We start from the raw sequence: 19,536 nt of genomic DNA, 5'->3' as shown, positions 1-19,536 counted from the left end.
GCTCAGAACTCCTTCCAGGCGCCGGCGTCCGCCGCTTCGGCGGCGACGGCGCGCGGCGGCGCCTTGCGCACGGCGGCGAACACTGCCTCGGTGGCCTGGGCCACTTCCTTCGCGCGGGTCGGCGGCACGTCCGCCGCCGCCGCGTCGCCGGCGAGGCGGAAGAAGCCCACCTGGCTGGTCAGGTCGCCGGCCTGCTCCTGCATGGCGCGCGCGGCGGCCGAGGCTTCCTCGACCAGCGCCGCGTTCTGCTGGGTCATCTCGTCCATCTGCATCACGGCGTTGTTGACCTGGTCGATGCCGGCCGACTGCTCCTGGCTGGCCGCGGCGATCTCGGCCACGATGTCGGTGACCTTCTTCACGCTGTCGACGATCTCGGCCAGCGCCTTGCCGGACTGGTTGACCAGCTCCGAGCCGCTGCGCACCTTCTCCTCGCTCTCGGCGATCAGGCCCTTGATCTCCTTCGCCGCGCCGGCGCTGCGCTGCGCCAGGTTGCGCACCTCGCTGGCCACCACGGCGAAGCCGCGGCCCTGCTCGCCGGCGCGTGCCGCTTCCACCGCGGCGTTCAGCGCCAGCAGGTTGGTCTGGAAGGCGATCTCCTGGATCAGGCCCACGATGTCGCCGATCTTGCGGCTGGAGGCATCGATCTCGGCCATCGCGGCGATCGCCTTGCCGGCCACCTCGCCGCCGTGCTCGGCCTGCTCGCGGGCGCCGCGCGCCAGCTGGTTGGCGTGGCTGGCGTTCTCCGCGTTCTGCTTCACGGTGGAGGTCATCTCCTCCATCGACGAAGCGGTTTCCTCCAGGCTGGAGGCTTGCTCCTGGGTGCGCTGGCTGAGGTCGTCGTTGCCGCGCGCGATCTGCTGCGCCGCGCTGGACACTGCATCGGAACCCTGGCGCACCTCGCCCACGATCGCGCTGAGGCGCTCGTCCATCACGCGGAAGGCGTCGAGCAGCCGGCCCAGCTCGTCAAGGCGCTTGACCTTGATGCCGTGGCCCAGCCGGCCCTCGGCGATCGCGTGCGCCACCGTCACCAGGCGTGCCAGCGTGCTGCTGATGGAACGCACCAGCAGGGTCGCCACCAGCAGCGCGAAGATCAGCCCGGCCGACAGCGTGACCAGTACCAGCGCCCGCACCACGCCGTAGCGGCTGAGCTGGGCCTGGTAGGTCTGCTTCACCTCGTCGCCCTGCGCCTTGATCAGCTGGCTGAGCGCGTCCTGGCGCATCATCAGCCCCGGGCGCACCTCCATCTCGAGCAGGTCGCGGGTGCCGTCGTCGTTCTGCGCCAGCGCGTCGTAGACGTCCTTCAGGCCGCTCTTGTAGTCGGCCGTGGTCGCCTCGTAGGCCTTGTACTTCTTCGCGATCTCCGGACTCATCGGGAACGCCGACAGCTGCTTGTTGATGTCGGCGACCTCCTTCTCCAGCTTCTGGGATTCGGCGACCTTCTGCTTCACCTGGTCCGCCTTGCCGATCACGTTGGCCGCCTCGCCGAGCACGATGAAGTTCATCAGCGACTTGGAACGCAGCTCGCCCATCAGCTGCGCCGGCACCCACGCCTCTTCGTAGCTGTGGCGCATGCCCTCGTTCTGCCAGGACATCACGCCGAGGCCGACCGCGGCCCCCGCCACCAGCATGATCGCGAGCAGCGCGAAGGTGCCGATCAGGCGGGCCTTGACCGACAGGGTGGAGAACTTGGCGAAACGCGCGGTGAATTTCTTGATGTTCATGGTCATTCCCGGATCAGGCGGCAACTTCGACTTCGCGGACGGCCGGCAGCGCGGCATCCAGCGTTTCCACGTCTTCCGGACGCATCAGCTTCTCCACGTCCAGCAGCATCACCATGCGTTCGGCATGGGTGGTCAGACCTTTGAGGTAGCGGGTGTCGACGATCGCGCCCATGTCCGGCACCGGCTTGACCGTCGCCGGGTCGATGTCGACCACGTCGGACACCGCGTCCACCACGATGCCGAACAGGCGCTCGGCCACGGCCACCACGATCATCACCGTGTTGTCGCCGTAGTCCTCGCGCTCGAGCCCGAAGCGCAGGCGCAGGTCCAGCACCGGCACGATCGCGCCGCGCAGGTTCAGCACGCCCAGCATGTATGCGGAAGCCTGCGGGATGCGGGTCACCCGCGACCAGCCGCGGATCTCGCGCACCGCCAGGATGTCGACGCCGTACTCCTCGCCGGCCAGGCTGAAGGTCAGCTGCTGCACGGTGGCTGCCGTGTCCGCATGGTGTTCGTGCATGGATCGTCTACCTCGTGATGGGCGCCTGCGGGGCGCCCGGCCTCGAACTTTTATCGGCGCGGCCTTGGCGGACTTGAGCGGATTTCCGTGCTCCGGCCCGGAGCCGGCCACCACGAAAACGCGTGGCGCGGGAGCGCGCCGGCTTCCGGCCATGCGACCCGCCGGCCAGGCGAGGAGACGCGGCCCGGCGACCGGGCGCGCGTGCGGGTCGGGATGCGCTCGCGCAACCGACCCGGTCGGGGCGACGCTCAGGCGGCCTTGCTGCGCCGTCCCAGCCGGACCACGCCGCCCACGTCGACGATCAGGGCCACCGAGCCGTCGCTGACGATGGTGGCCCCCGACACGCCCTGCACCTGCCGGTAGTGCTTCTCCAGCGACTTGATCACCGCCTGCTGCTGGCCCACCAGTTCGTCGACCAGCAGACCCACGCGCTGCCCCCCGTCCTCGACCACCACCACGATGCCGCACTCGATCGCGGTGACCGCGCCGGCGCAGCCGAAGGCGTGGTGCAGGCGGATCACCGGCAGGTACTCGTCGCGGAAGCGGAACACCTCGCCGCCGCCGGCGGTGCGGCGCACGGCGTCAGGCTTGAGCCGCAGCGATTCGACGATGGAGATCAGCGGCACGATGTAGCGCTCGGAGCCCACCGTGGTGACCAGGCCGTCGATGATCGCCAGCGTCAGCGGCAGCGCGATGGTGAACACGCTGCCCTGGCCGGCCACGCTCTTCACGCCGACGCTGCCGCCGAGGTCGCGCACGTTGCGGCGCACGACGTCCATACCCACGCCGCGGCCGGAAAGATCGGTGGCCTGCGCCGCGGTGGAGAAGCCGGGCTGGAAGATCAGCTCGGCCACCTCGTCGTCGCCGAGCTGCTGGCCGGATCCGACCAGGCCGCGCTCGACCGCCTTGGCCAGAATGCGCTCGCGGTTGAGCCCGGCGCCGTCGTCGCTGATCCGCACGATGATGTTGCCGCCCTCGTGGTGCGCGTCGAGCGTGAGCGTGCCGGTTTCCGGTTTGCCGGCGGCACGGCGCTGCTCGGGCAATTCCAGACCGTGGTCGATCGCGTTGCGCACCAGGTGCACCATCGGATCGCCGATCTTCTCCAGCACGGTCTTGTCCAGTTCGGTGTGCTCGCCGTGCAGCTCCAGCTTCACCTGCTTGCCGAGCTTGCGCTCGAGGTCCCGCACCAGGCGGGGGAAGCGGTTGAACACGCTGCCGATCGGCAACATGCGGATGCGCATCACGCTGTCCTGCAGCTCCCGCGCGTTGCGTTCGAGCTGGGCGAGGCCCTCGCGCAGGCGCTCCAGCTGCGAGAGATCGAAGTTCGCGCCGATGTCGCTGAGCATGGACTGGGTAATCACCAGTTCGCCCATCATGTCGATCAGCGCGTCGACCTTGTCGATGCCCACGCGGATCGAGCCGCCGTCGGCATGGCCGGCGGCGCCCGCAGCCGCGGCCTCGCGCACCGGCGCCACCGCGGCGGCGGCGGGAGCGGCGGCCAGCGGCGCGATGGCGAGTTCGCAGTCGCCGTCCAGCCAGTCGAACACGGCGTCGAGATCCGCGCGCGCCACCGCGCCGTGCAGGCGCAGCTCCCAGCCCAGGTGGCACTGGCCGGGATCGAGCGCGGCGAAGTCCGCGGGCGCGGATTCGGCCACGAAGGTGCGCAGCACTTCCAGCCGACCCAGCGCCTGCAATTCGTTGAACACGCGGAGGGGGTCGTTGCCGGTCTGCAGCAGGTGCGGCAGGGCGACGAAGCGGATGTCCCAGCCGGCTATCTGCGCGGCCGGCGGCGCCGCGGCGGCGGCCGGGGACGCCGCCACGCCCTCGACCAGGCGCGCCAGCTCGGCGCGCAGCGCCTCGCTGCCCGCGTCGGCCGCGGGCTGGCCGCGACTGGTGCGGTCCAGCATGCCGCGCAGGCAGTCGAGCGAGCGCAGCAGCAAGTCGATCAGCCCGGCGTCCACCGCACGGCGCCCGCTGCGCACTTCTTCCAGCAGCGATTCGGCCACGTGGGTGAACGCGGCCATGTCGGCGAAGCCGAACGTCGCCGCGCCACCCTTGATCGAGTGCGCCGCGCGGAAGATGGTGTGCACCAGCTCGTGGTCGGTCGAGCCCGAGTCCAGCGCCAGCAGCGCCGCCTCCATCGCGTCGAGGCCTTCCCGGCTCTCCTCGAAGAAAGTCTGGTGGAACTGGCTGAGGTCGACTGTGGCCATGCGCCGGCCCTCCTCAGCCCAGCACGCGCTTGACGGTGGCCAGCAGCTGCTCGGGGTCGAACGGCTTGACCAGCCAGCCGGTGGCGCCGGCGGCCTTGCCTTCCATCTTCTTCTCGGTATGCGACTCGGTGGTGAGCATCAGGATCGGCACGCCCTTGTACTCGGGCTTCGCCCGCAGCGCGCGCACCATGCTGATGCCGTCCATCACCGGCATGTTGACGTCGGCCAGCACCAGGTCGAAGGTGCTGGCGCTCGCCGCGTCCAGCGCCAGCTGGCCGTTCTCGGCCTCGGCCACCTCGTGCCCCGCGCCGCGCAGGGTGAAGGCCACCATGCCGCGCATCGAAGCCGAATCGTCTACTGCAAGAATCTTTGCCATGCTGCCACCTCGTTCAGGCCGGCCGGGCGGCCGGCAGTTCCAGAATCTTCGCCAGGCCCAGCAGGCCGGCCGCGTTGTCCAGGGCCGCGCTGCTGCCGCGCCAGGCCAGCGAGCCGTCCCGCCCGTCCAGCGCGCGGCGGAGCATCACCAGCAGCTGCAACGCGGCGGTGTCCACGCGCTCCACCTGGCTGCCGTCGAGCTCGATGGCGCCTCCCGGCAGGGCCGCCACCAGTTCGGTGTGCAGCGCTGCCAGGGCGGCCATGCGGCAGTCCGCCGGCAGCATCACCGCCCCGGCCGCCGCCTGTTCGCCGTCCCGTTTCGCCGCCCGCTTGCCGGCCATGCCCATCGCTCCGTTCGCGCCCGTTGGCGCCGGTTGCTGGGCTTATCGGCCGCCAGCAGGCACGCTTTAGGGGTGCCCTGCCCTAATCGGCGCAGGCATCGCCGGGGCCGCCGCCTCAAGTTTCTGCGGGGACCGCCGATGAGCTTCGCGACGACCCCGCTCACGACCGCCATCCACGCGCAGGAATCCGCTTGATCATCCAGCCGACCAGCCTTGCCGCCCTGACCTGGGCCGGCGCCGCCTCTGGCAGCGCCGCGCCGAGCTGGCGCATCGGCAACGTGCTGCTGGCGCGTCCGCTGGGCGTGAACGCGCAGGGCCTGCAGGTGCTGCAGATCGGCACGCTGACGGTGGAGGCCGACGTGGCGGGCGGCCAGCTGCCTGCGCAGTTCCAGGTGCGCGTGCTGAGCCTGGGCGCCCAGCCCCAGCTGGAGATGCTCGCGCAACCGGCCGACCCGGTGCTGCAGCGCGCCCTGCGCGAGCGCCTGCCGCAGCAGAACGGCTACGCGCCGCTGCTGGCCACGCTGGACGCCCTGGCCCAGCGGCCGGTGCTGCGCCAGCTGCCGCCGGAACTGCGCAACGCGCTCGCCCTGCTCGAACAGGCGATGCCCAGCCCGGCCGAGGTCACCCGCGGCGAGGGACTGCGCGTGGCGATCGAACACAGCGGCTTGTTCCTCGAATCCCTGCTCGCGCGGCCGCCAGGCCAGCCGGCGCCCCAGCTGCAGGACGACTGGAAGGGCGCCCTGCTGCGCCTGGTCGCCCTGCTCGACCCACGCGCACCGGCATCGGCCACGCGGACCACCGGCGACACCGCCCCCCCCATGCTGCAACGCGGCCTGCAGGCGCAACCGCGCGCGGCCTTGCCGTCGGCGCTGCTGGCGGGCGACGAGGTCGCCCCCCTGCTCGATCGCCTGCAAGGCGACGTGAAAGCCGCACTGGCGCGGATCGAGGTGGCCCAGCTGGAGTCCGCCAGCGGCCCCCTGCCGGCATGGATGATCGAGATACCGCTGCACGGCGTCGACGGCCACGACGTGCTGCAGCTGCAGCTGGAATACACCGTCGACACCGGCGACGGCAGCCACGGCTGGAACCTGGGCTTCGCGCTGGCCCTGCCCGCGCTGGGCCCGGTGCATGGCGAGCTGCAGCTGCGCGAGCCGCGCCTGTCGGTGCGCCTGTGGGCCGCCCAGGCCGATACCGTGCAACGGCTGGAGCGCCAGTTCGGCGCGCTGCGCCAACGCCTCGCCGCCTGCGGCCTGCTGCTCGACCAGCTGACCTGCCAGCACGGCCTGCCCGAACCGCCGAACCGCTACAGCGCCGTGCTACTGCAGGCCACCGCATGAACACCCCGCCCACCCGCCGGGTCAGCCTGCGCCTGTCCGCCCCCGGCAGCGGCGAGAACCGCGCGCTGCCCCCCGAATCACTGGAAAGCCTGCGCGCCCGTGCACAGGCGCTGGGCCTGCCATTGCACCCCGACCCGCAGATCGCCGCCCTGCTCGCCGGCCTGCGCCTGCGCGACGACGTGCCGGTGCTGCTCTACGCGGCGGCGGCTTCGGTGCTCGCCGCGGTCTACGACGCAGCGGAAGAACAAGGCTGATTCACGCCGCCGGCGTACGCATCGCGAGGATCAGCATCGCTTCGTCGCGCGGCAGTCCAAAGCACGCGACCCGTGGCCCGGCACCCGTGCCGTCGCACGCGAGCTCTCTTGCCAGCAAGTAAACCTGGAACCACGCCAGAACCCAGGCTGCAGCACCCGACCCTAAACACCCGCCGTACCCCGCCCAGCCGCCGCCGGCGACATGCCTGCGTCGGCCTGCATATCCGCGTTTCCGGGGCGAGAAGACCCACACACCTCATTTCGCGAAATATGCATGCCAGCATCCGCCTGCGTGGCGAGCCGAGACAGCCAGACAAGTCCTTGATGATTTAAAGGATTTCCCAGCTTGACGGTGCCTCGGCGAGCGTGGAGCATGGCATGCATATGCCCCGATCCGGGGCCTACTAAGCGTTAGGGCTCTATGGATAGATCTGCGTACTACCAGCAACTCAGAGTCGCGGTGGCACAAACTCGTCGCAAGATGATGACGTACGGTATCCCACTCGCCCCGGTCAACTTATCCATCATCATCGCGGGGTTCGTGATTTTTCAGTGGTATCCGCAATGGTCGCTAACTTATTTTGCGATCGCTGGACCTGTTTGCGTCGCTGCCTTAGCGCTGTTGGCCATTCCAATGAGCACAACATTTGCGCGTTATGCGCCGTGTTGCTCTGCTTGCCATAGGCCCGTACGTTTGCTTAATTGGCGCAGGGCAACGGCAAGCGGCTTGTGTCCGTATTGCCAAGGGGCGTTGTTCGAGCCTTAACCAATCATCCAAGTGGACGGCTCCGCCGCCGATTAATTCCAGCGTCAGGTACCAGAAATGCTATCGCCTCCTCACGCCGCCTTTCTTGAGCAATTCAAGCTCGCGTCGGGCGAAGGTGCAGTCGTCGAATTGAAGCTACGCCTTCTTGCGGACAAGATTCCCGCGTTGCAGCGATTTGCCCATGCCCAGAAGCTCGAAGACATCGAGGACGAAATTGCAAAGTACTTCGGTCACGCGCTATCCCCGGCAGAGAAGGATACTCTCGCTCTATGCCGCAAATTGCGGAATAAGATACTCCACTGCAATTTCGGCGCCGCCCGAGAACGACTCACCGACCTTGGCGCGGAACCTCAATCTCCCGGCGTGCGTCGGATTGATCTGTCTGGAATGGATACCAATGGAATATACGCGAAAGTCGAACAAGCTATTGTTCATAGCCAAGGCACATTCGTTTCAGCGTCGCCCACCACCCAACCCGGCGGCGTATTTGGCTGGTTACTTGAGGCCGGCGCCGCCGGTGACTTCCAGAATGCCGTAAGTGCGTTTCACAAAGCGGCGGCAATTGTGGATCGCTTGGCAAATAGGTGCGGCACTGGCGCCTAACCCGGCAGTTAACCAGCCTGCACTAAAAGCCACCCAACACCGGTTACTTCTGCGTTACGCCGCAATGACCAAGGTAAAGCACTCAGACCGTCGCTTGCTCCTGGGAGCCGCTCTCTCGCTGCCAGGCTTTGTTGCCTTTGCTCCTGCTTCTGCGCGCAGGAGCGCGCTGCTCTTCGGGGCCCCTATGCGGCGGTGAGGCGTGGACGACCAGGCCGCACAGCGGGCGTTGCCATGGAGGGCAACGCCTTTTCGCGCGGACAGGAGTCCGCTCGAAAAGCCCGACCACGCCTCACGGACTCGGAGGGCAGGATGCCCGGAGAGCGCCGCATCGGGGTGGCCTTCTCTTTGGGTTACTTTTCTCTTGGCCACGCAAGAGAAAAGTGACTCGGGCGCCGGCAGGCGCACGAAACTGCTTTGAAACTCGCGATAACGCGAAGAGCAAAAGGCCCCCCCAAGTGAGAGAGAGGAGGAAGCACATCGCGGACGCCGCCCCTTCGTCACCACCAAAGACGACCACGCGCACCGGTAAATCCTCAACCGGTTGTTACATGACCGGCACGCGCATCGCGAGAATCAGCGCCGCCTCGTCCCGCGACAACCCGCAACACGCCACCAGCTGCTCGACATCCGCGCCCTCGCGCGCCAGCTGCTTGGCCAGCTCCCACGAGCGTCCGGGCGGCGACGGCCGCTCCACCTGGCCGAGCTGCCGTTCGAGGCGACCCAGCGCCGTCACCAGCATCGAGGTCGGCACGTCAGTGCCGGCGCCGGCGGCGTTCTGCCACAGCGCGTCGACGCGCTGCCGCAGGCGGCCGGACTGCCGCCACAGGCGCAGCAGCAGGACGGTCTGGCCGGTGGCCAGCAGGAGCAGCGCGAGTACGCCCAGTTCAAGCCACATCGTCGCCCCCTTCCAGCCGGTACAGCCGGCGCGTGTCGAGCAAGGCCACGAAACCGTCCCGCCAGGGCAGCACGCCGCTGACCGGATCGTCGTCGCGGCTGGCCCGCCCGGGCGGCGGCGGCGCGATTTCCAGGCCCGCGCTGTCGATCAGCTCGCCGACCGCATCGACCTTGAGGCCGAGCGACTGGCCGGCGTGCGCCAGCATCACGATGCGCACCGCGAGCGGGTCGGCCGCCGGCAGCGCCGGCAGGCCCAGCCGGCGGCGCCCGTCCATCACCGGCACGATGCGTCCGCGCAGGTGGCGCACGCCGAGCAGGTCGGCGGCGGCACCGGGCACCGGGGTCGGCTCCTCGTCGCGGATCACCTCGCTGACCTCGGCCAGCCGCGCGGCGTAGAGCTGCGCACCGATCCGGAACGAGAGCCAGTGGCGATCCGCGCCGGACGAGTTGCTGACGGGCATGTTCATGGCTCGGCCCCGGCCTGGCGCACGCTGGCGGAGGCATCGCTCGATGGACTGGCCGCGGCGGGCTCTTCCGCGTGCGCGGTGGCGGCAGGCGTTTCCGCGGGCGCGGCCTTCGCCGCGACCGGCACGGCCGATCGCAGCGGCTCGACCACCTGCACGGTGGGCAGCACGCCCGGCGCCGCGGCGATGCCGGGTTGCCGGTCGAGTTCGCTGACGTTGCTGTGCTCGCGCTGCGGCGCCGAGCCATCGCCCATCACCACCACCAGCACGCGGCGGTTGGCGTTGCGGCCCGCCGCGGTGTCGTTGTCGGCCACCGGGTGCATCTCGCCCCAGCCGATGATGCCGAGCCGGTCCGGTGCGATGCCGCTGCCCACGAACAGGCGCGCCACGCTGCCCGCGCGCGCAGCGGAGAGCTCCCAGTTCGATGGGTACAACGCGGTGTTGATCGGCACGTCGTCGGTGAAGCCTTCGATCCGCAGCGGGTTGCCGAAGGCCGCCAGCACCGCGGCGAGGTTGTGCAGCACTCCCTGCGCCGGCACGGAAAGCTGGGCCACGCCGCTGGGAAACAGGATGTCGGTGCGGATCTCGATCTCCAGCCAGCGCCCGTTGTTGCGCACGCTCACCTGCTTGCGGTCGATCAGCGCCTGCAGCGCCTTGCGCACCTCGGCTTCGATGCGCTTGAGGTTCGCCTGCGGCGCGGCCTGGTGGGCGATGTCGCGGCCGTTGCCGCCCTGCAAGGCCACCGGGTGCGGAGGGATCGGCACGGCGATCGGCACCGCCGACGAACCGGCCTGCCCCGACGGCGTGGCGATCGCGGGATTGACGTTGTGCGGCCGCACCCGCGTCGGCGGCAGCGGCGCGATGGCATGGCTGGAGCCGTTGAACGCCTCGATCAGCGACTCGGACATCACGCGGAACTTGCCTTCGTTGACCACCGAGACGGCGTACATCACCACGAAGAAGGCCAGCAGCAGGGTCATCAGGTCGGCGTAGGGGATCGCCCAGGCCTCGTGGTTGGTGTGCTCCTCGTGCTTGTGCCGTCTCATGCCACGTAACCCTGCAGGCGCGATTCGATCTGGCGCGGATTGTCGCCCTGGGCGATCGACACCAGGCCCTCGATCAGGATCTCGCGCATCCGCGTCTGCTTGTTGATCAGGCTCTTCAGCCGCGCCGCCATCGGCAGCATGAACAGGTTGGCCAGCGCCACGCCGTAGATGGTGGCGACGAAGGCCGCCGCGATGCCGTGGCCGAGCTTGGACGGATCGGCGAGGTTCTGCATCACCGCCATCAAGCCCATCACCGCGCCGATGATGCCCAGCGTGGGCGAATAGATGCCGGCCATCTCGAACACCTTGGCACCGGCGAGGTCGATCGCCTCGCGCGTCTCCAGGTCCACTTCCAGCACGCCGCGGATCGCCTCCGGCTCGCCGCCGTCGACCAGCAGCTGCAGGCCCTTGCTGACGAACGGGTCGGGTTCGGCCTCGATCTGCGGCTCCAGGCCCAGCAGGCCCTGCCGGCGCGAGATCTCGCTCCAGCCGACGATGCGGCTGATCAGGTCGGCCGGCCGGTGCTGCGGCGGGCGGTAGACCATCGCCATCATCTTGAGCGCATGCCTGAGCACCTTGCCGTGGTTCTGCACCAGCAGGGCGGCCAGCGTACCCAGGAACACGATCACGAACGCGGCGGGGTTCCACAGCGCGTCGACCGTGGAGCCCTTGAGGATGGTGCCGACGATGATGACCACGAAGGCCAGGATCGTGCCGATGATGCTGATCGGATCCATGACGTTCAGCCGGTTTGCGCGAGGGGGAGCGGGGATGGCGCGGCGCCGTCGGCGAGACCGGCCAGCTCCATCACCAGCGCCAGGCGGCCGTCGCCGGTGACGGTGGCGCCGGCGACGCCGGGCACGTCGGCGAACAGGTGGCCGAGCGGCTTGACGATGACGTCCTCGCGGCCGAGCACCTCGTGCACCAGGCAGCCCAGCCGCTGGTGGCCGATGTGCAGTACCGCCACGTGGCGCACCGGCTCGGCCGCCACGCCGGCCCAGTCGACCAGGTCGACCAGCGGCAACGCACGTCCGCGGTGGCGCGCGACCAGGCGGCCGTCGAGCAGGCAGTCCTGGCCCGCGGCCAGTTCGAACACCTCCTCCACGTTGCCCAGCGGCAGGGCGAGCAGGCGGCTGCCGGTGCGCACCATCAGCACGCGCAGCACGGCGAGCGTGAGCGGAACGGCGAGTTCCAGCTCGCTGCCGCGGCCGGGGCGCGAATGCACGGCCAGGGTGCCGCCCAGCTCGGTGATGCGGGTCTTCACCACGTCCATGCCCACGCCGCGGCCGGAGACGTCCGACACCGTGGCGGCGGTGGAGAAGCCGGGACGGAAGATCAGCTCGTAGCACTCGGCCTCGGACAGGCGCGCGGCCTGCGCCGCGTCGATCACGCCCTTCTCCACCGCCTTGCGGCGCAGGATTTCCGGGTCCATGCCGCGGCCGTCGTCGCTCACCGTGATCACGATGCGCTCGCCGCGCTGGCTGGCCGACAGGCACACCCGGCCCTTGCGCGGCTTGCCGCCCTGCTCGCGCAGGTCGGGCGCTTCCACGCCGTGGTCGAGCGCGTTGCGCAGCAGGTGGATCAGCGGGTCGGCCAGCGCCTCGACCAGGCTGCGGTCGAGGTCGGTGCCCTCGCCTTCCAGCACCAGTTCCACTTCCTTGCCGAGCTGGCGGGCGAGGTCACGCACGATGCGTGGGAAGCGCTGGAACAGCCGGCCCACCGGCTGCATGCGCATGCCCATCACCGCGCCCTGCAGTTCGTCGGTGATGCGGTCCAGCTCGCCGGCCGCGGCGGCCAACGCCTCGCTGCCGTGACGCGCGGCGAGGCTGAGCAGGCGGTTGCGCGCCAGCACCAGTTCGCCGGCGTGATTGACCAGCAGGTCCAGCCGCGCGGTGTCCACCCGCACCGTGGTTTCGGCGGCCGGCGCGGCAGGGCGCGCGGCCGGCTGGGCCGCGGGAGCCGGCGATGGCGCGGGCGCCGCAGCCGGCGCGGCGGCCACGCCCGGCTGCCCGCTCTTGCCGTGCAGGCTGTCCAGCAGTGCCTCGAATTCGTCGTCGTCGATGGTCGCGGGCGGCACCGGCGCGGGCGGCAGGTCGGCCGGCGCCACCGTCCCCGGCGCGGCGGTGCCGTACAAGCTGTCGAGCAACGCCTCGAACTCGCTGTCGTCGATGGCGCCGTCCGCTGGCTGGGGTACCGGCGCGGGTGCCGGCACGACGGCGGCGGCAGGCTTGCCGCCACGGGGCAGCAGCGCCTGCAGCAGCGCCGGCGTCGGCATCGCCAGCGGCGCGCCGGCGCCCAGCGCGGCCATCATCTCGACCAGCCGGTCCAGCGTCTGCAGCAGCGCGTCCATGTAGGCGGCGTCCAGCCGCACCGCGCCGTTGCGGGCCAGGTTGAGCAAGTCCTCGGCGTGGTGGCACAGCTGCACCATCGGTTCCAGCGCGAGGAAGCCGGCGCCGCCCTTCACCGTGTGGAAGGCACGGAACACGGCATTCAGCAGCTCGCTGTCCTGCGGCGCCTGCTCCAGCTCCACCAACTGCTCGGAGAGGCGCTCGACCAGCTCGCCGGCCTCGACCAGGAAGTCCTGCCTGAGCTCGTTGTCGAAATCCGCGCTCATCGCGACCCTGTGCTCAGAAACCGAATTCGCTGAGCAGGCGGTCGGCATCTTCCTGGCTGGTCACCTTCGCCACGTCGACCGGCGCCTCGACGCCAGCCAGCGCACCGGTGAGGCGCACCAGTTCCAGCAGCGAGGATTCGACCGTGCCAATGAAGCTGGCGACCTTCTTGATGCGCTGGCCGGTGAGGTCTTGCCAGGACTGCGCCACCACCATGTCGCCGAGGCCGTCGCGGCAGCTGTCGGCGAACGCGGCGGCTTCGCGCGCCAGCGCGGCGGCGGGTTCGTCGCCCTCGGCCTGCTGCAGCACGTCCCAGGCGTTGCGCGCCAGCGATTCGGCCTGCGGGCGCAGGCGTTCGGCGAAGTCGATGCTGCGGTTGGCGGCGCTCGCGCTCATTTCCAGCACGTCCTGCAGGTGCTGGCGCGCGTCGGCCACGATGCCGGGTACGCCTTCCTGCGCCAGCTCGCCGCCGAGGCGGCGCACGGCGTCGTGCAGTTCGCGGGCCAGCTGGCCCAGCGCGCGGAACAGGTGCTGCTCGCGCTGGCGCACCATGGTGTCCAGCGCATGCTCGAAGGCGGGGCCTTCCGGGCTGTTCAGCAGATCGCGCAGCTCGGGCGGCAGGCTGTCGTCGACGGCGAAGGGAAGGACGGCATTCATGCGCTGGCTCCGCTGGCGGCGATCCGTTCGAAGATCTTGGTGAGCTTCTCCCTGAGCGTGACCGCGGTGAACGGCTTGACCACGTAGCCGTTCACGCCGGCCTGGGCGGCGGCGATGATCTGGTCGCGGTTGTTCTCGGCGGTGACCATCAGCACCGGCAAGCCCTTCAGCGCGGCCTCGGCGCGGATCGCGCGCAGCAGGTCGATGCCGGTCATGTTCGGCATGTTCCAGTCGGTCACCACCAGGTCGAACGGCTGGCTGCGCAGCATGGTCATGGCGTTCTCGCCGTCGTCCGCCTCCTGGATCAGGGTATTGGTGAAACCCAGTTCCACCAGCAGGTTCCTGACGATGCGCCGCATGGTGGAGAAATCGTCCACCACCAGGATTTTCATGTTCTTGTCCAAACGTCTGCTCCGCTGCATCGGGCCGGCGGCCGGCCCTTTGGGATGGTGGGTAGCGTTTCCTCAGTCGCGCCAGCCGGCCAGCTGTGCGCGCAGCCGGATCACGGCCTGGCCGTGGATCTGGCACACACGCGACTCGCTGACGCCGAGCACGGCGCCGATTTCCTTGAGGTTCAATTCCTGTTCGTAGTACAGCGACATCACCAGCTGCTCGCGCTCGGGCAGCGCGGTGATCGCCTCGACCAGCGCCTCGCGCATGCCGTGGTGCTCGATGCCCTGGTCGGGGCCGAGGCTGTTCTCGTCGGCCACGTCGAGTACGCCGTTGTCTTCGCCGTCGTCCGAGCAGGTGAGGCTGAGCAGGCGCGAGGAAGTCGCGTCGGCGAGCACTTGGTGGTACTCCTCCGCGCTCATGCCGAGCCGGCGCATCACCTCGGCGTCATCCGCCTCGGCGCCGGTCTCCGCCTCGATCTGGCGGATCGTCTCGGCCACCTCGCGGGTCTTGCGGTGCACCGAGCGCGGCGTCCAGTCGGCACGGCGCAGCTCGTCCAGCATCGCGCCACGGATGCGGATGCCCGCAAACGTCTCGAAGCTGGCGCCCTTGTCGTGGGCAAAGTGGCGTGCCGCCTCCAGCAAACCGATCATTCCCGCCTGGATCAGGTCGCCCACGTCGACGCTGGCCGGCAACCGCCCCATCAGGTGATAGGCGATCCGCCGGACCAGCGGCGCGTGCCGACGTACCAGTTCGTCGGCACTCTCGCGGGAGAGTTGCAGATATTCCGAAGCCGCGTTCATCCCGGCATACCCCCGGCCGGAGCCGTCCGGCCACCGAAGAAGGAGATACGGTCGAGACCCGCATGTTCGGGCTCGATCCATTTATCGACCGCACCGGCCAGTTTCTTGAATGCCCGCGCCGAAGGGCTGGACGGCCACAGTTCGACCACCGCGGCCTGGCGCCGGATCGCCTGGCGCAGGCGCTCGTCGTGCGGCACCCAGCCGCTGAATTCGATCGCCACGTCGAGGAAGCGGTCGCTGACCCGCGCCAGCTTCTGGTGCAGCTGCCGCGCCTCGCCCTCGTTGCGCGCCATGCTGGCGACCATGCGCAGGCGGCGCACGCCGAAGTCGCGGCTGAGCACCTTGGCCAGGCCGTAGGCATCGGTCAGCGAGGCGGGTTCGTCGCACACCACCAGGATCACCTCGGCGGCGGCGGCGGCGAACATCGTCACGCTGTCGGAGAGCCCCGCGGCGGTATCCACCAGCAGGTACTCGGGCGGCTGCGTCAGTTCGTCGAAGGCGCGGATGATCGCGGCCAGCTCGCCGCTGTCGAGTTGCGCCAGACGCCGCGCGCCGGAGCCGGCGGGCACCACCTGCAGGCCGCACGGCGCCGGCAGCAGCAGCTCCTGCAGCGTGCACTCGCCGTCGAGCAGGTGGCCGATGTGGCGCAGGGGCGTGAGGCCGAGCATCACGTCGACGTTCGCCAGGCCGGTGTCGGCGTCCAGCAGCATCACCTCGTGGCCGGCGCCGGCCAGCGCCACGCCCAGGTTCACCGCCAGCGTGCTCTTGCCCACGCCGCCCTTGCCGCCGGCCACGGCGATCGTCTGGCAGTGCCGTCGCGCACCCGCCACCGCGGACAGCAGGCCGTCGGCCTGATGGCCGGCGCCCGCCCCCGTGGCGGTCCGGCCCACCATCGCCGCCAGCATCTGCCGCAGCCCTGCCGCCTGGTTCATCGCGAGCACCCCGCTCATGCCTGCGCCACGGCGAGGCCGAAGCGCTCGGCCATCAGGTTGTCGTCGGGAAGCTCGCTCTTGAGCGACTGCGCGGCGCGGCACACCAGCACGCGCGCGTCGGCGGTGGCGATGTCCTCGGGCACGCGCTGGCCGTCGGTGACGTAGTCCAGCGGCAGGCGGTTGCGGATCAGCACCGACAGCGCGCCGCCCAGCTTCGGCGCTTCGTCCAGCTTGGTCAGGATGCAGGCGTGCGGCTTCAGCGCGCGGTAGGCGCGCACTGCATCCTCCAGCGAGGCGGTCTGCGCGTTGGCCGCCAGCACCAGGCAGGAATGCAGCTCGCCTGCGTCGGCGAGGATCTCCAGCTGCTGCGCCAGCCGCGGATCGCTGCCGGCCATGCCGGCGGTGTCGATCAGCACGGTGTGGCGGCCGGCCAGCATCTCCAGCACCTTGGCCAGGCTGCGCGCGTCGTAGGCGGGGTAGACCTGCACGCCGAGCAGGCGCCCGTAGTGTTCCAGCTGCGCGGCGGCGCCGATGCGGTAATGGTCGGTGCTGACCAGCGCCACGCGCCCCGCGCCGTGGCGCATCACCGCTTTCGCCGCGAGTTTCGCGATGGTGGTGGTCTTGCCCACGCCGGTGGGGCCGACCAGGGCGATGACGCCGCGGCCGTCGTCGCACAGTTGGCGGCCGCTCACCGCGAGGCTGCGGCTGAGCATGCCCAGCGGCAGGTAGCGCGCCTGGTCGGCGTTGAGCTGCTCCGGAAGTTCGGCCACCAGCGTGCGGGCGACATCGGCCTCGATGCCGAGCCGGGTCAGCTCGCGCAGGATGCGCGCGCGCAGCGGCTGGCGCCGCTCCATGTCGTTCCACGCGAGGCTGGACAGCTGCAGCTCCAGCATCGCGCGCAGGTCGCCGAGCTCGCTGCGCAGCTGCGCGGTGTCGCGCGCGGCCCGCTCCATCAGCGGGTGCGCCGCGGGCGGCTCCGTCGCGCCGGCGGCCGCCGGCGCGACGACGGTATGCAGGCGGCGCGGCGCGGGCGGCGGCGGCACCGAAGGCGACGGCTTCGCCGTGGCAACCGGCGTCGATGCCTGCGCCGCAGCGGCGACCGGCATCGGCCCGGCCTTCGGTTCTTTCGCTTCCCTCGGCTCCGGCGCGGTCGGCGGCGCGGCGGGCGCGCCGTGCCGGGCGGCCTCGCGCACCAGCGCTTCGTCGTAGTCGATCGCGGCGATCACCTCGATGCCGTCGTCCATCCGGCGCGTGGACAGGATCACCGCATCCGGCCCCTGCTCCTCGCGCACTTCGCGCATCGCCTGGCGCATGTCGGGCGCCACGAAACGTTTGATCTTCATGCGTGCTTGCTCCGCGAGCGGGTTCCGGAAACCGCGACCGGTGATCCGTCAGTTGTCGTGACGCCGCGAGCCCGCCGCGCCGACCGCCTTTCCGAATGCCGCATCCCGATATCCAAGTCCCTGCTCCTCAACGCCCCAAGGCCTGCACCAGTCGCACCCGACGGTTGTCGGGCACCTCGTTGTAGGCGAGCACGTGCAGGTTTTGTGCCACGTGCCGGGTGAAGCGTGCGAGCCACGGTCGCAGCAGCGGCGCGACCAGCAGCACCGCGGGTTCGCCGCTCATTTCCTGGCGGCGCGCGGCCTCGGCCACGCTCTGCTGCAGGCGGTCGGCGAGGCCCGGCTCCACCGCGGCGCCGGCCACGCCGCCGCCGGAGACCGAGCCGAGCAGGATCTGCTCCAGCTCCGGCGCCAGCGTGATGACGGGCACCTCGGTGCCCAGCCCGGCGATCTCCTGCACGATCTGCCGCCCCAGCGCCACGCGCACGGCGGAGGTGAGGACGCCGGGATCCTGACTCTGCCCCGCGTGCTCCGCCAAGGATTCGACGATGCCGCGCATGTTGCGGATCGGCACCCGCTCGGCCAGCAGGTTCTGCAGCACCTTCACCACCACGCCCAGAGTCAGGCGCTTGGGCACCAGGTCCTCGACCAGCTTCGGCGCGCCTTGCGCGAGGCGGTCCAGCAGCTGCTGCACGTCCTGGTGGCTGAGCAGCTCGTGCGCATGGCCCTGCAGGATGTGCGACAGGTGGGTGGCGATCACCGTGGCGGGGTCGACCACGGTGTAGCCGTAGCTCTGCGCCAGCTCCCGCTGGCCCGGCTCGATCCACACCGCCTCCAGGCCGAAGGCCGGGTCCTGCGTGGCGATGCCGGACACCGTGCCGTGCACCTGGCCGGGGTTGATCGCCAGCAGGCGCTCGGTATGCACCTCGGCCTCGCCCATCGGCACGCCCATCAGCATGATGCGGTAGGTGTTGGGGCCGAGGTCGAGGTTGTCGCGGATGTGCACCGCGGGGACCAGGAAGCCCAGCTCCTGCGACAGCTTGCGACGCACCGACTTGATCCGTCCCATCAGCTCGCCGCCCTGGTGCTGGTCCACCAGCGGGATCAGCCGGTAGCCCACTTCCAGGCCCAGCGGATCGACCGTGGTGACGTCCTCCCAGCCCAGTTCCACGCGCTCGACGGGCGCTGCCGGCGCCGGCGTCGCCGCGGTGTCGGAGGCCAGTTGCTCGCGGGTCTCGCGCTGGCGCTTGAACAGCAGCCAGGCCGCGCCGCCGCACACGCCGCCCAGCAGCAGGAAGGCGAGGTTCGGCATGCCGGGGATCACCCCCATCACGCCCAGCACCACCGCCGCCACCGCCAGCGCGCGCGGTTGGCCGAACACCTGCCCGGCGAGCTGGCGGCCCATGTCCTGCGCGCGGGAGACGCGGGTGACGATGATCGCGGTGGCCACCGACAGCATCAGTGCCGGCACCTGCGCCACCAGCCCGTCGCCGATGGTGAGCAAGGTGTAGGTCTGCGCCGCTTCGCCGGCGGACAGGCCGTGCTGCATCACGCCGACGAAGAAGCCGCCGACGATGTTGATGATCAGGATCAGGATGCCGGCGGTGGCGTCGCCGCGCACGAACTTCGAGGCGCCGTCCATGGAACCGTAGAAGTCCGCCTCCTCGCGCACTTCCTGGCGGCGCTCGCGCGCCTGCTCCTGGGTCAGTAGGCCGGCGTTGAGGTCGGCGTCGATCGCCATCTGCTTGCCGGGCATCGCGTCCAGAGTGAAGCGCGCGGTCACCTCGGACACGCGGGTGGCGCCCTTGGTGACCACCACGAAGTTGATGATGGTGATGATCGCGAACACCACCAGGCCCACCGCGAAGTTGCCGCCGATCACGAACTCGCCGAACGCCTCGATCACCTTGCCGGCGGCGCCGGGACCGTCGTGGCCGTGCAGCAGCACCACGCGGGTGGAGGCGATGTTGAGCGCGAGCCGCAGCAGGGTCGCCATCAGCACCACGGTGGGGAACGCCGCGAACTCCAGCGGCCGCATCACGTAGACCACCGCCAGCAGGATCACCAGCGACAACGCGATGTTGAAGCTGAACAGCATGTCGAGCAGGAACGGCGGCAGCGGCAACATCATCATCGCCAGCATCACCAGCATCATCACCGGCGCGCCGGCGCCCCGTCGCGCCAGCTGCCTGAAACTGCCCAGTACCTGCGTGCCCGTCATGGATTTGACTCGTGTCCGCTTGTTGACGTGAGACAGGCTGTTTTCAACAG

At 70.2% G+C, this 19,536-nt stretch carries 19 protein-coding genes; 3 read left to right on the top strand and 16 right to left on the bottom strand.

The window, feature by feature from the left end; genetic code table 11:
• Nucleotides 1-2: 2 nt before the first annotated feature.
• The 5 genes from AC2EWF_RS13370 to AC2EWF_RS13350 form a co-directional block, all read right to left on the bottom strand.
• Entirely contained in the window at nucleotides 3-1,721 is a 1,719-nt protein-coding gene (locus AC2EWF_RS13370; protein WP_483639878.1) for a methyl-accepting chemotaxis protein, read from the bottom strand.
• Nucleotides 1,722-1,734: 13 nt separating this feature from the next.
• Nucleotides 1,735-2,241: a chemotaxis protein CheW gene (locus AC2EWF_RS13365; RefSeq protein ID WP_483639877.1), complete on the bottom strand. Its 507-nt coding sequence runs from the start codon at nucleotides 2,239-2,241 to the stop codon at nucleotides 1,735-1,737.
• Between the two features lie 248 nt (nucleotides 2,242-2,489).
• The gene (locus AC2EWF_RS13360; RefSeq protein ID WP_483639876.1) at nucleotides 2,490-4,451 is read right to left on the bottom strand and encodes a chemotaxis protein CheA; all 1,962 of its coding nucleotides are present in this window, start codon (nucleotides 4,449-4,451) and stop codon (nucleotides 2,490-2,492) included.
• A 13-nt stretch (nucleotides 4,452-4,464) separates the two neighbouring features.
• Nucleotides 4,465-4,827 carry a response regulator gene (locus tag AC2EWF_RS13355; RefSeq protein WP_483639875.1) on the bottom strand — a complete coding sequence of 121 codons (363 nt, stop codon included), beginning with the start codon at nucleotides 4,825-4,827 and terminating at the stop codon, nucleotides 4,465-4,467.
• 13 nt (nucleotides 4,828-4,840) lie between these two features.
• Nucleotides 4,841-5,167: an STAS domain-containing protein gene (locus tag AC2EWF_RS13350; RefSeq protein ID WP_483639874.1), complete on the bottom strand. Its 327-nt coding sequence runs from the start codon at nucleotides 5,165-5,167 to the stop codon at nucleotides 4,841-4,843.
• A gap of 191 nt (nucleotides 5,168-5,358) precedes the next feature.
• Between AC2EWF_RS13350 and fliK the strand changes: the two genes are divergently transcribed.
• From fliK to AC2EWF_RS13335, 3 genes are all read left to right on the top strand, one after another.
• Nucleotides 5,359-6,504: a flagellar hook-length control protein FliK gene (gene fliK, locus AC2EWF_RS13345; protein WP_483639873.1), complete on the top strand. Its 1,146-nt coding sequence runs from the start codon at nucleotides 5,359-5,361 to the stop codon at nucleotides 6,502-6,504.
• Entirely contained in the window at nucleotides 6,501-6,758 is a 258-nt protein-coding gene (locus tag AC2EWF_RS13340) for a flagellar biosynthesis protein (protein WP_483639872.1), read from the top strand. The genes fliK and AC2EWF_RS13340 overlap by 4 nt, the downstream gene beginning before the upstream one ends.
• Nucleotides 6,759-7,581: 823 nt before the next feature.
• Nucleotides 7,582-8,127, top strand: coding sequence for a hypothetical protein (locus AC2EWF_RS13335; RefSeq protein ID WP_483639871.1), 546 nt, complete (start codon nucleotides 7,582-7,584; stop codon nucleotides 8,125-8,127).
• Between the two features lie 544 nt (nucleotides 8,128-8,671).
• Here the strand turns inward: AC2EWF_RS13335 and AC2EWF_RS13330 are convergent.
• From AC2EWF_RS13330 to flhA, 11 genes are all read right to left on the bottom strand, one after another.
• Nucleotides 8,672-9,022 carry a DUF2802 domain-containing protein gene (locus AC2EWF_RS13330; RefSeq protein WP_483639870.1) on the bottom strand — a complete coding sequence of 117 codons (351 nt, stop codon included), beginning with the start codon at nucleotides 9,020-9,022 and terminating at the stop codon, nucleotides 8,672-8,674.
• Nucleotides 9,012-9,488: a chemotaxis protein CheW gene (locus tag AC2EWF_RS13325; protein WP_483639869.1), complete on the bottom strand. Its 477-nt coding sequence runs from the start codon at nucleotides 9,486-9,488 to the stop codon at nucleotides 9,012-9,014. The genes AC2EWF_RS13330 and AC2EWF_RS13325 overlap by 11 nt, the downstream gene beginning before the upstream one ends.
• On the bottom strand, nucleotides 9,485-10,531 hold the full coding sequence (gene motD / locus AC2EWF_RS13320; RefSeq protein ID WP_483639868.1) for a flagellar motor protein MotD: 1,047 nt from the start codon (nucleotides 10,529-10,531) through the stop codon (nucleotides 9,485-9,487). Before motD ends, AC2EWF_RS13325 begins: the two co-directional genes overlap by 4 nt.
• Nucleotides 10,528-11,268: a flagellar motor protein gene (locus AC2EWF_RS13315; protein WP_483639867.1), complete on the bottom strand. Its 741-nt coding sequence runs from the start codon at nucleotides 11,266-11,268 to the stop codon at nucleotides 10,528-10,530. The genes motD and AC2EWF_RS13315 overlap by 4 nt, the downstream gene beginning before the upstream one ends.
• A gap of 5 nt (nucleotides 11,269-11,273) precedes the next feature.
• Nucleotides 11,274-13,145, bottom strand: a complete 1,872-nt coding sequence (locus tag AC2EWF_RS13310; RefSeq protein WP_483639866.1) for a chemotaxis protein CheA — start codon at nucleotides 13,143-13,145, stop codon at nucleotides 11,274-11,276.
• A 13-nt stretch (nucleotides 13,146-13,158) separates the two neighbouring features.
• Entirely contained in the window at nucleotides 13,159-13,800 is a 642-nt protein-coding gene (locus AC2EWF_RS13305; protein WP_483639865.1) for a protein phosphatase CheZ, read from the bottom strand.
• The gene (gene cheY / locus AC2EWF_RS13300) at nucleotides 13,797-14,204 is read right to left on the bottom strand and encodes a chemotaxis response regulator CheY (protein ID WP_483639864.1); all 408 of its coding nucleotides are present in this window, start codon (nucleotides 14,202-14,204) and stop codon (nucleotides 13,797-13,799) included. Before cheY ends, AC2EWF_RS13305 begins: the two co-directional genes overlap by 4 nt.
• 60 nt (nucleotides 14,205-14,264) lie before the next feature.
• Nucleotides 14,265-14,993 carry an RNA polymerase sigma factor FliA gene (locus tag AC2EWF_RS13295; protein ID WP_483639863.1) on the bottom strand — a complete coding sequence of 243 codons (729 nt, stop codon included), beginning with the start codon at nucleotides 14,991-14,993 and terminating at the stop codon, nucleotides 14,265-14,267.
• Nucleotides 14,990-15,925, bottom strand: coding sequence for a MinD/ParA family ATP-binding protein (locus AC2EWF_RS13290; protein WP_483640431.1), 936 nt, complete (start codon nucleotides 15,923-15,925; stop codon nucleotides 14,990-14,992). The genes AC2EWF_RS13295 and AC2EWF_RS13290 overlap by 4 nt, the downstream gene beginning before the upstream one ends.
• A 14-nt stretch (nucleotides 15,926-15,939) precedes the next feature.
• Nucleotides 15,940-17,268 (bottom strand): flagellar biosynthesis GTPase FlhF, encoded by a 1,329-nt coding sequence (gene flhF, locus AC2EWF_RS13285; RefSeq protein WP_483639862.1) that lies wholly within the window; start codon nucleotides 17,266-17,268, stop codon nucleotides 15,940-15,942.
• 127 nt (nucleotides 17,269-17,395) lie between these two features.
• Complete coding sequence (gene flhA / locus AC2EWF_RS13280; protein ID WP_483639861.1) at nucleotides 17,396-19,486, bottom strand: flagellar biosynthesis protein FlhA; 2,091 nt, start codon at nucleotides 19,484-19,486, stop codon at nucleotides 17,396-17,398.
• Between the last annotated feature and the right edge of the window lie 50 nt (nucleotides 19,487-19,536).

This window comes from Rhodanobacter sp. sgz306013, from assembly GCF_057031145.1.
Note: the sequence above shows the minus strand (reverse complement) of the source record. Positions and strands in the feature narration are given on the sequence as shown.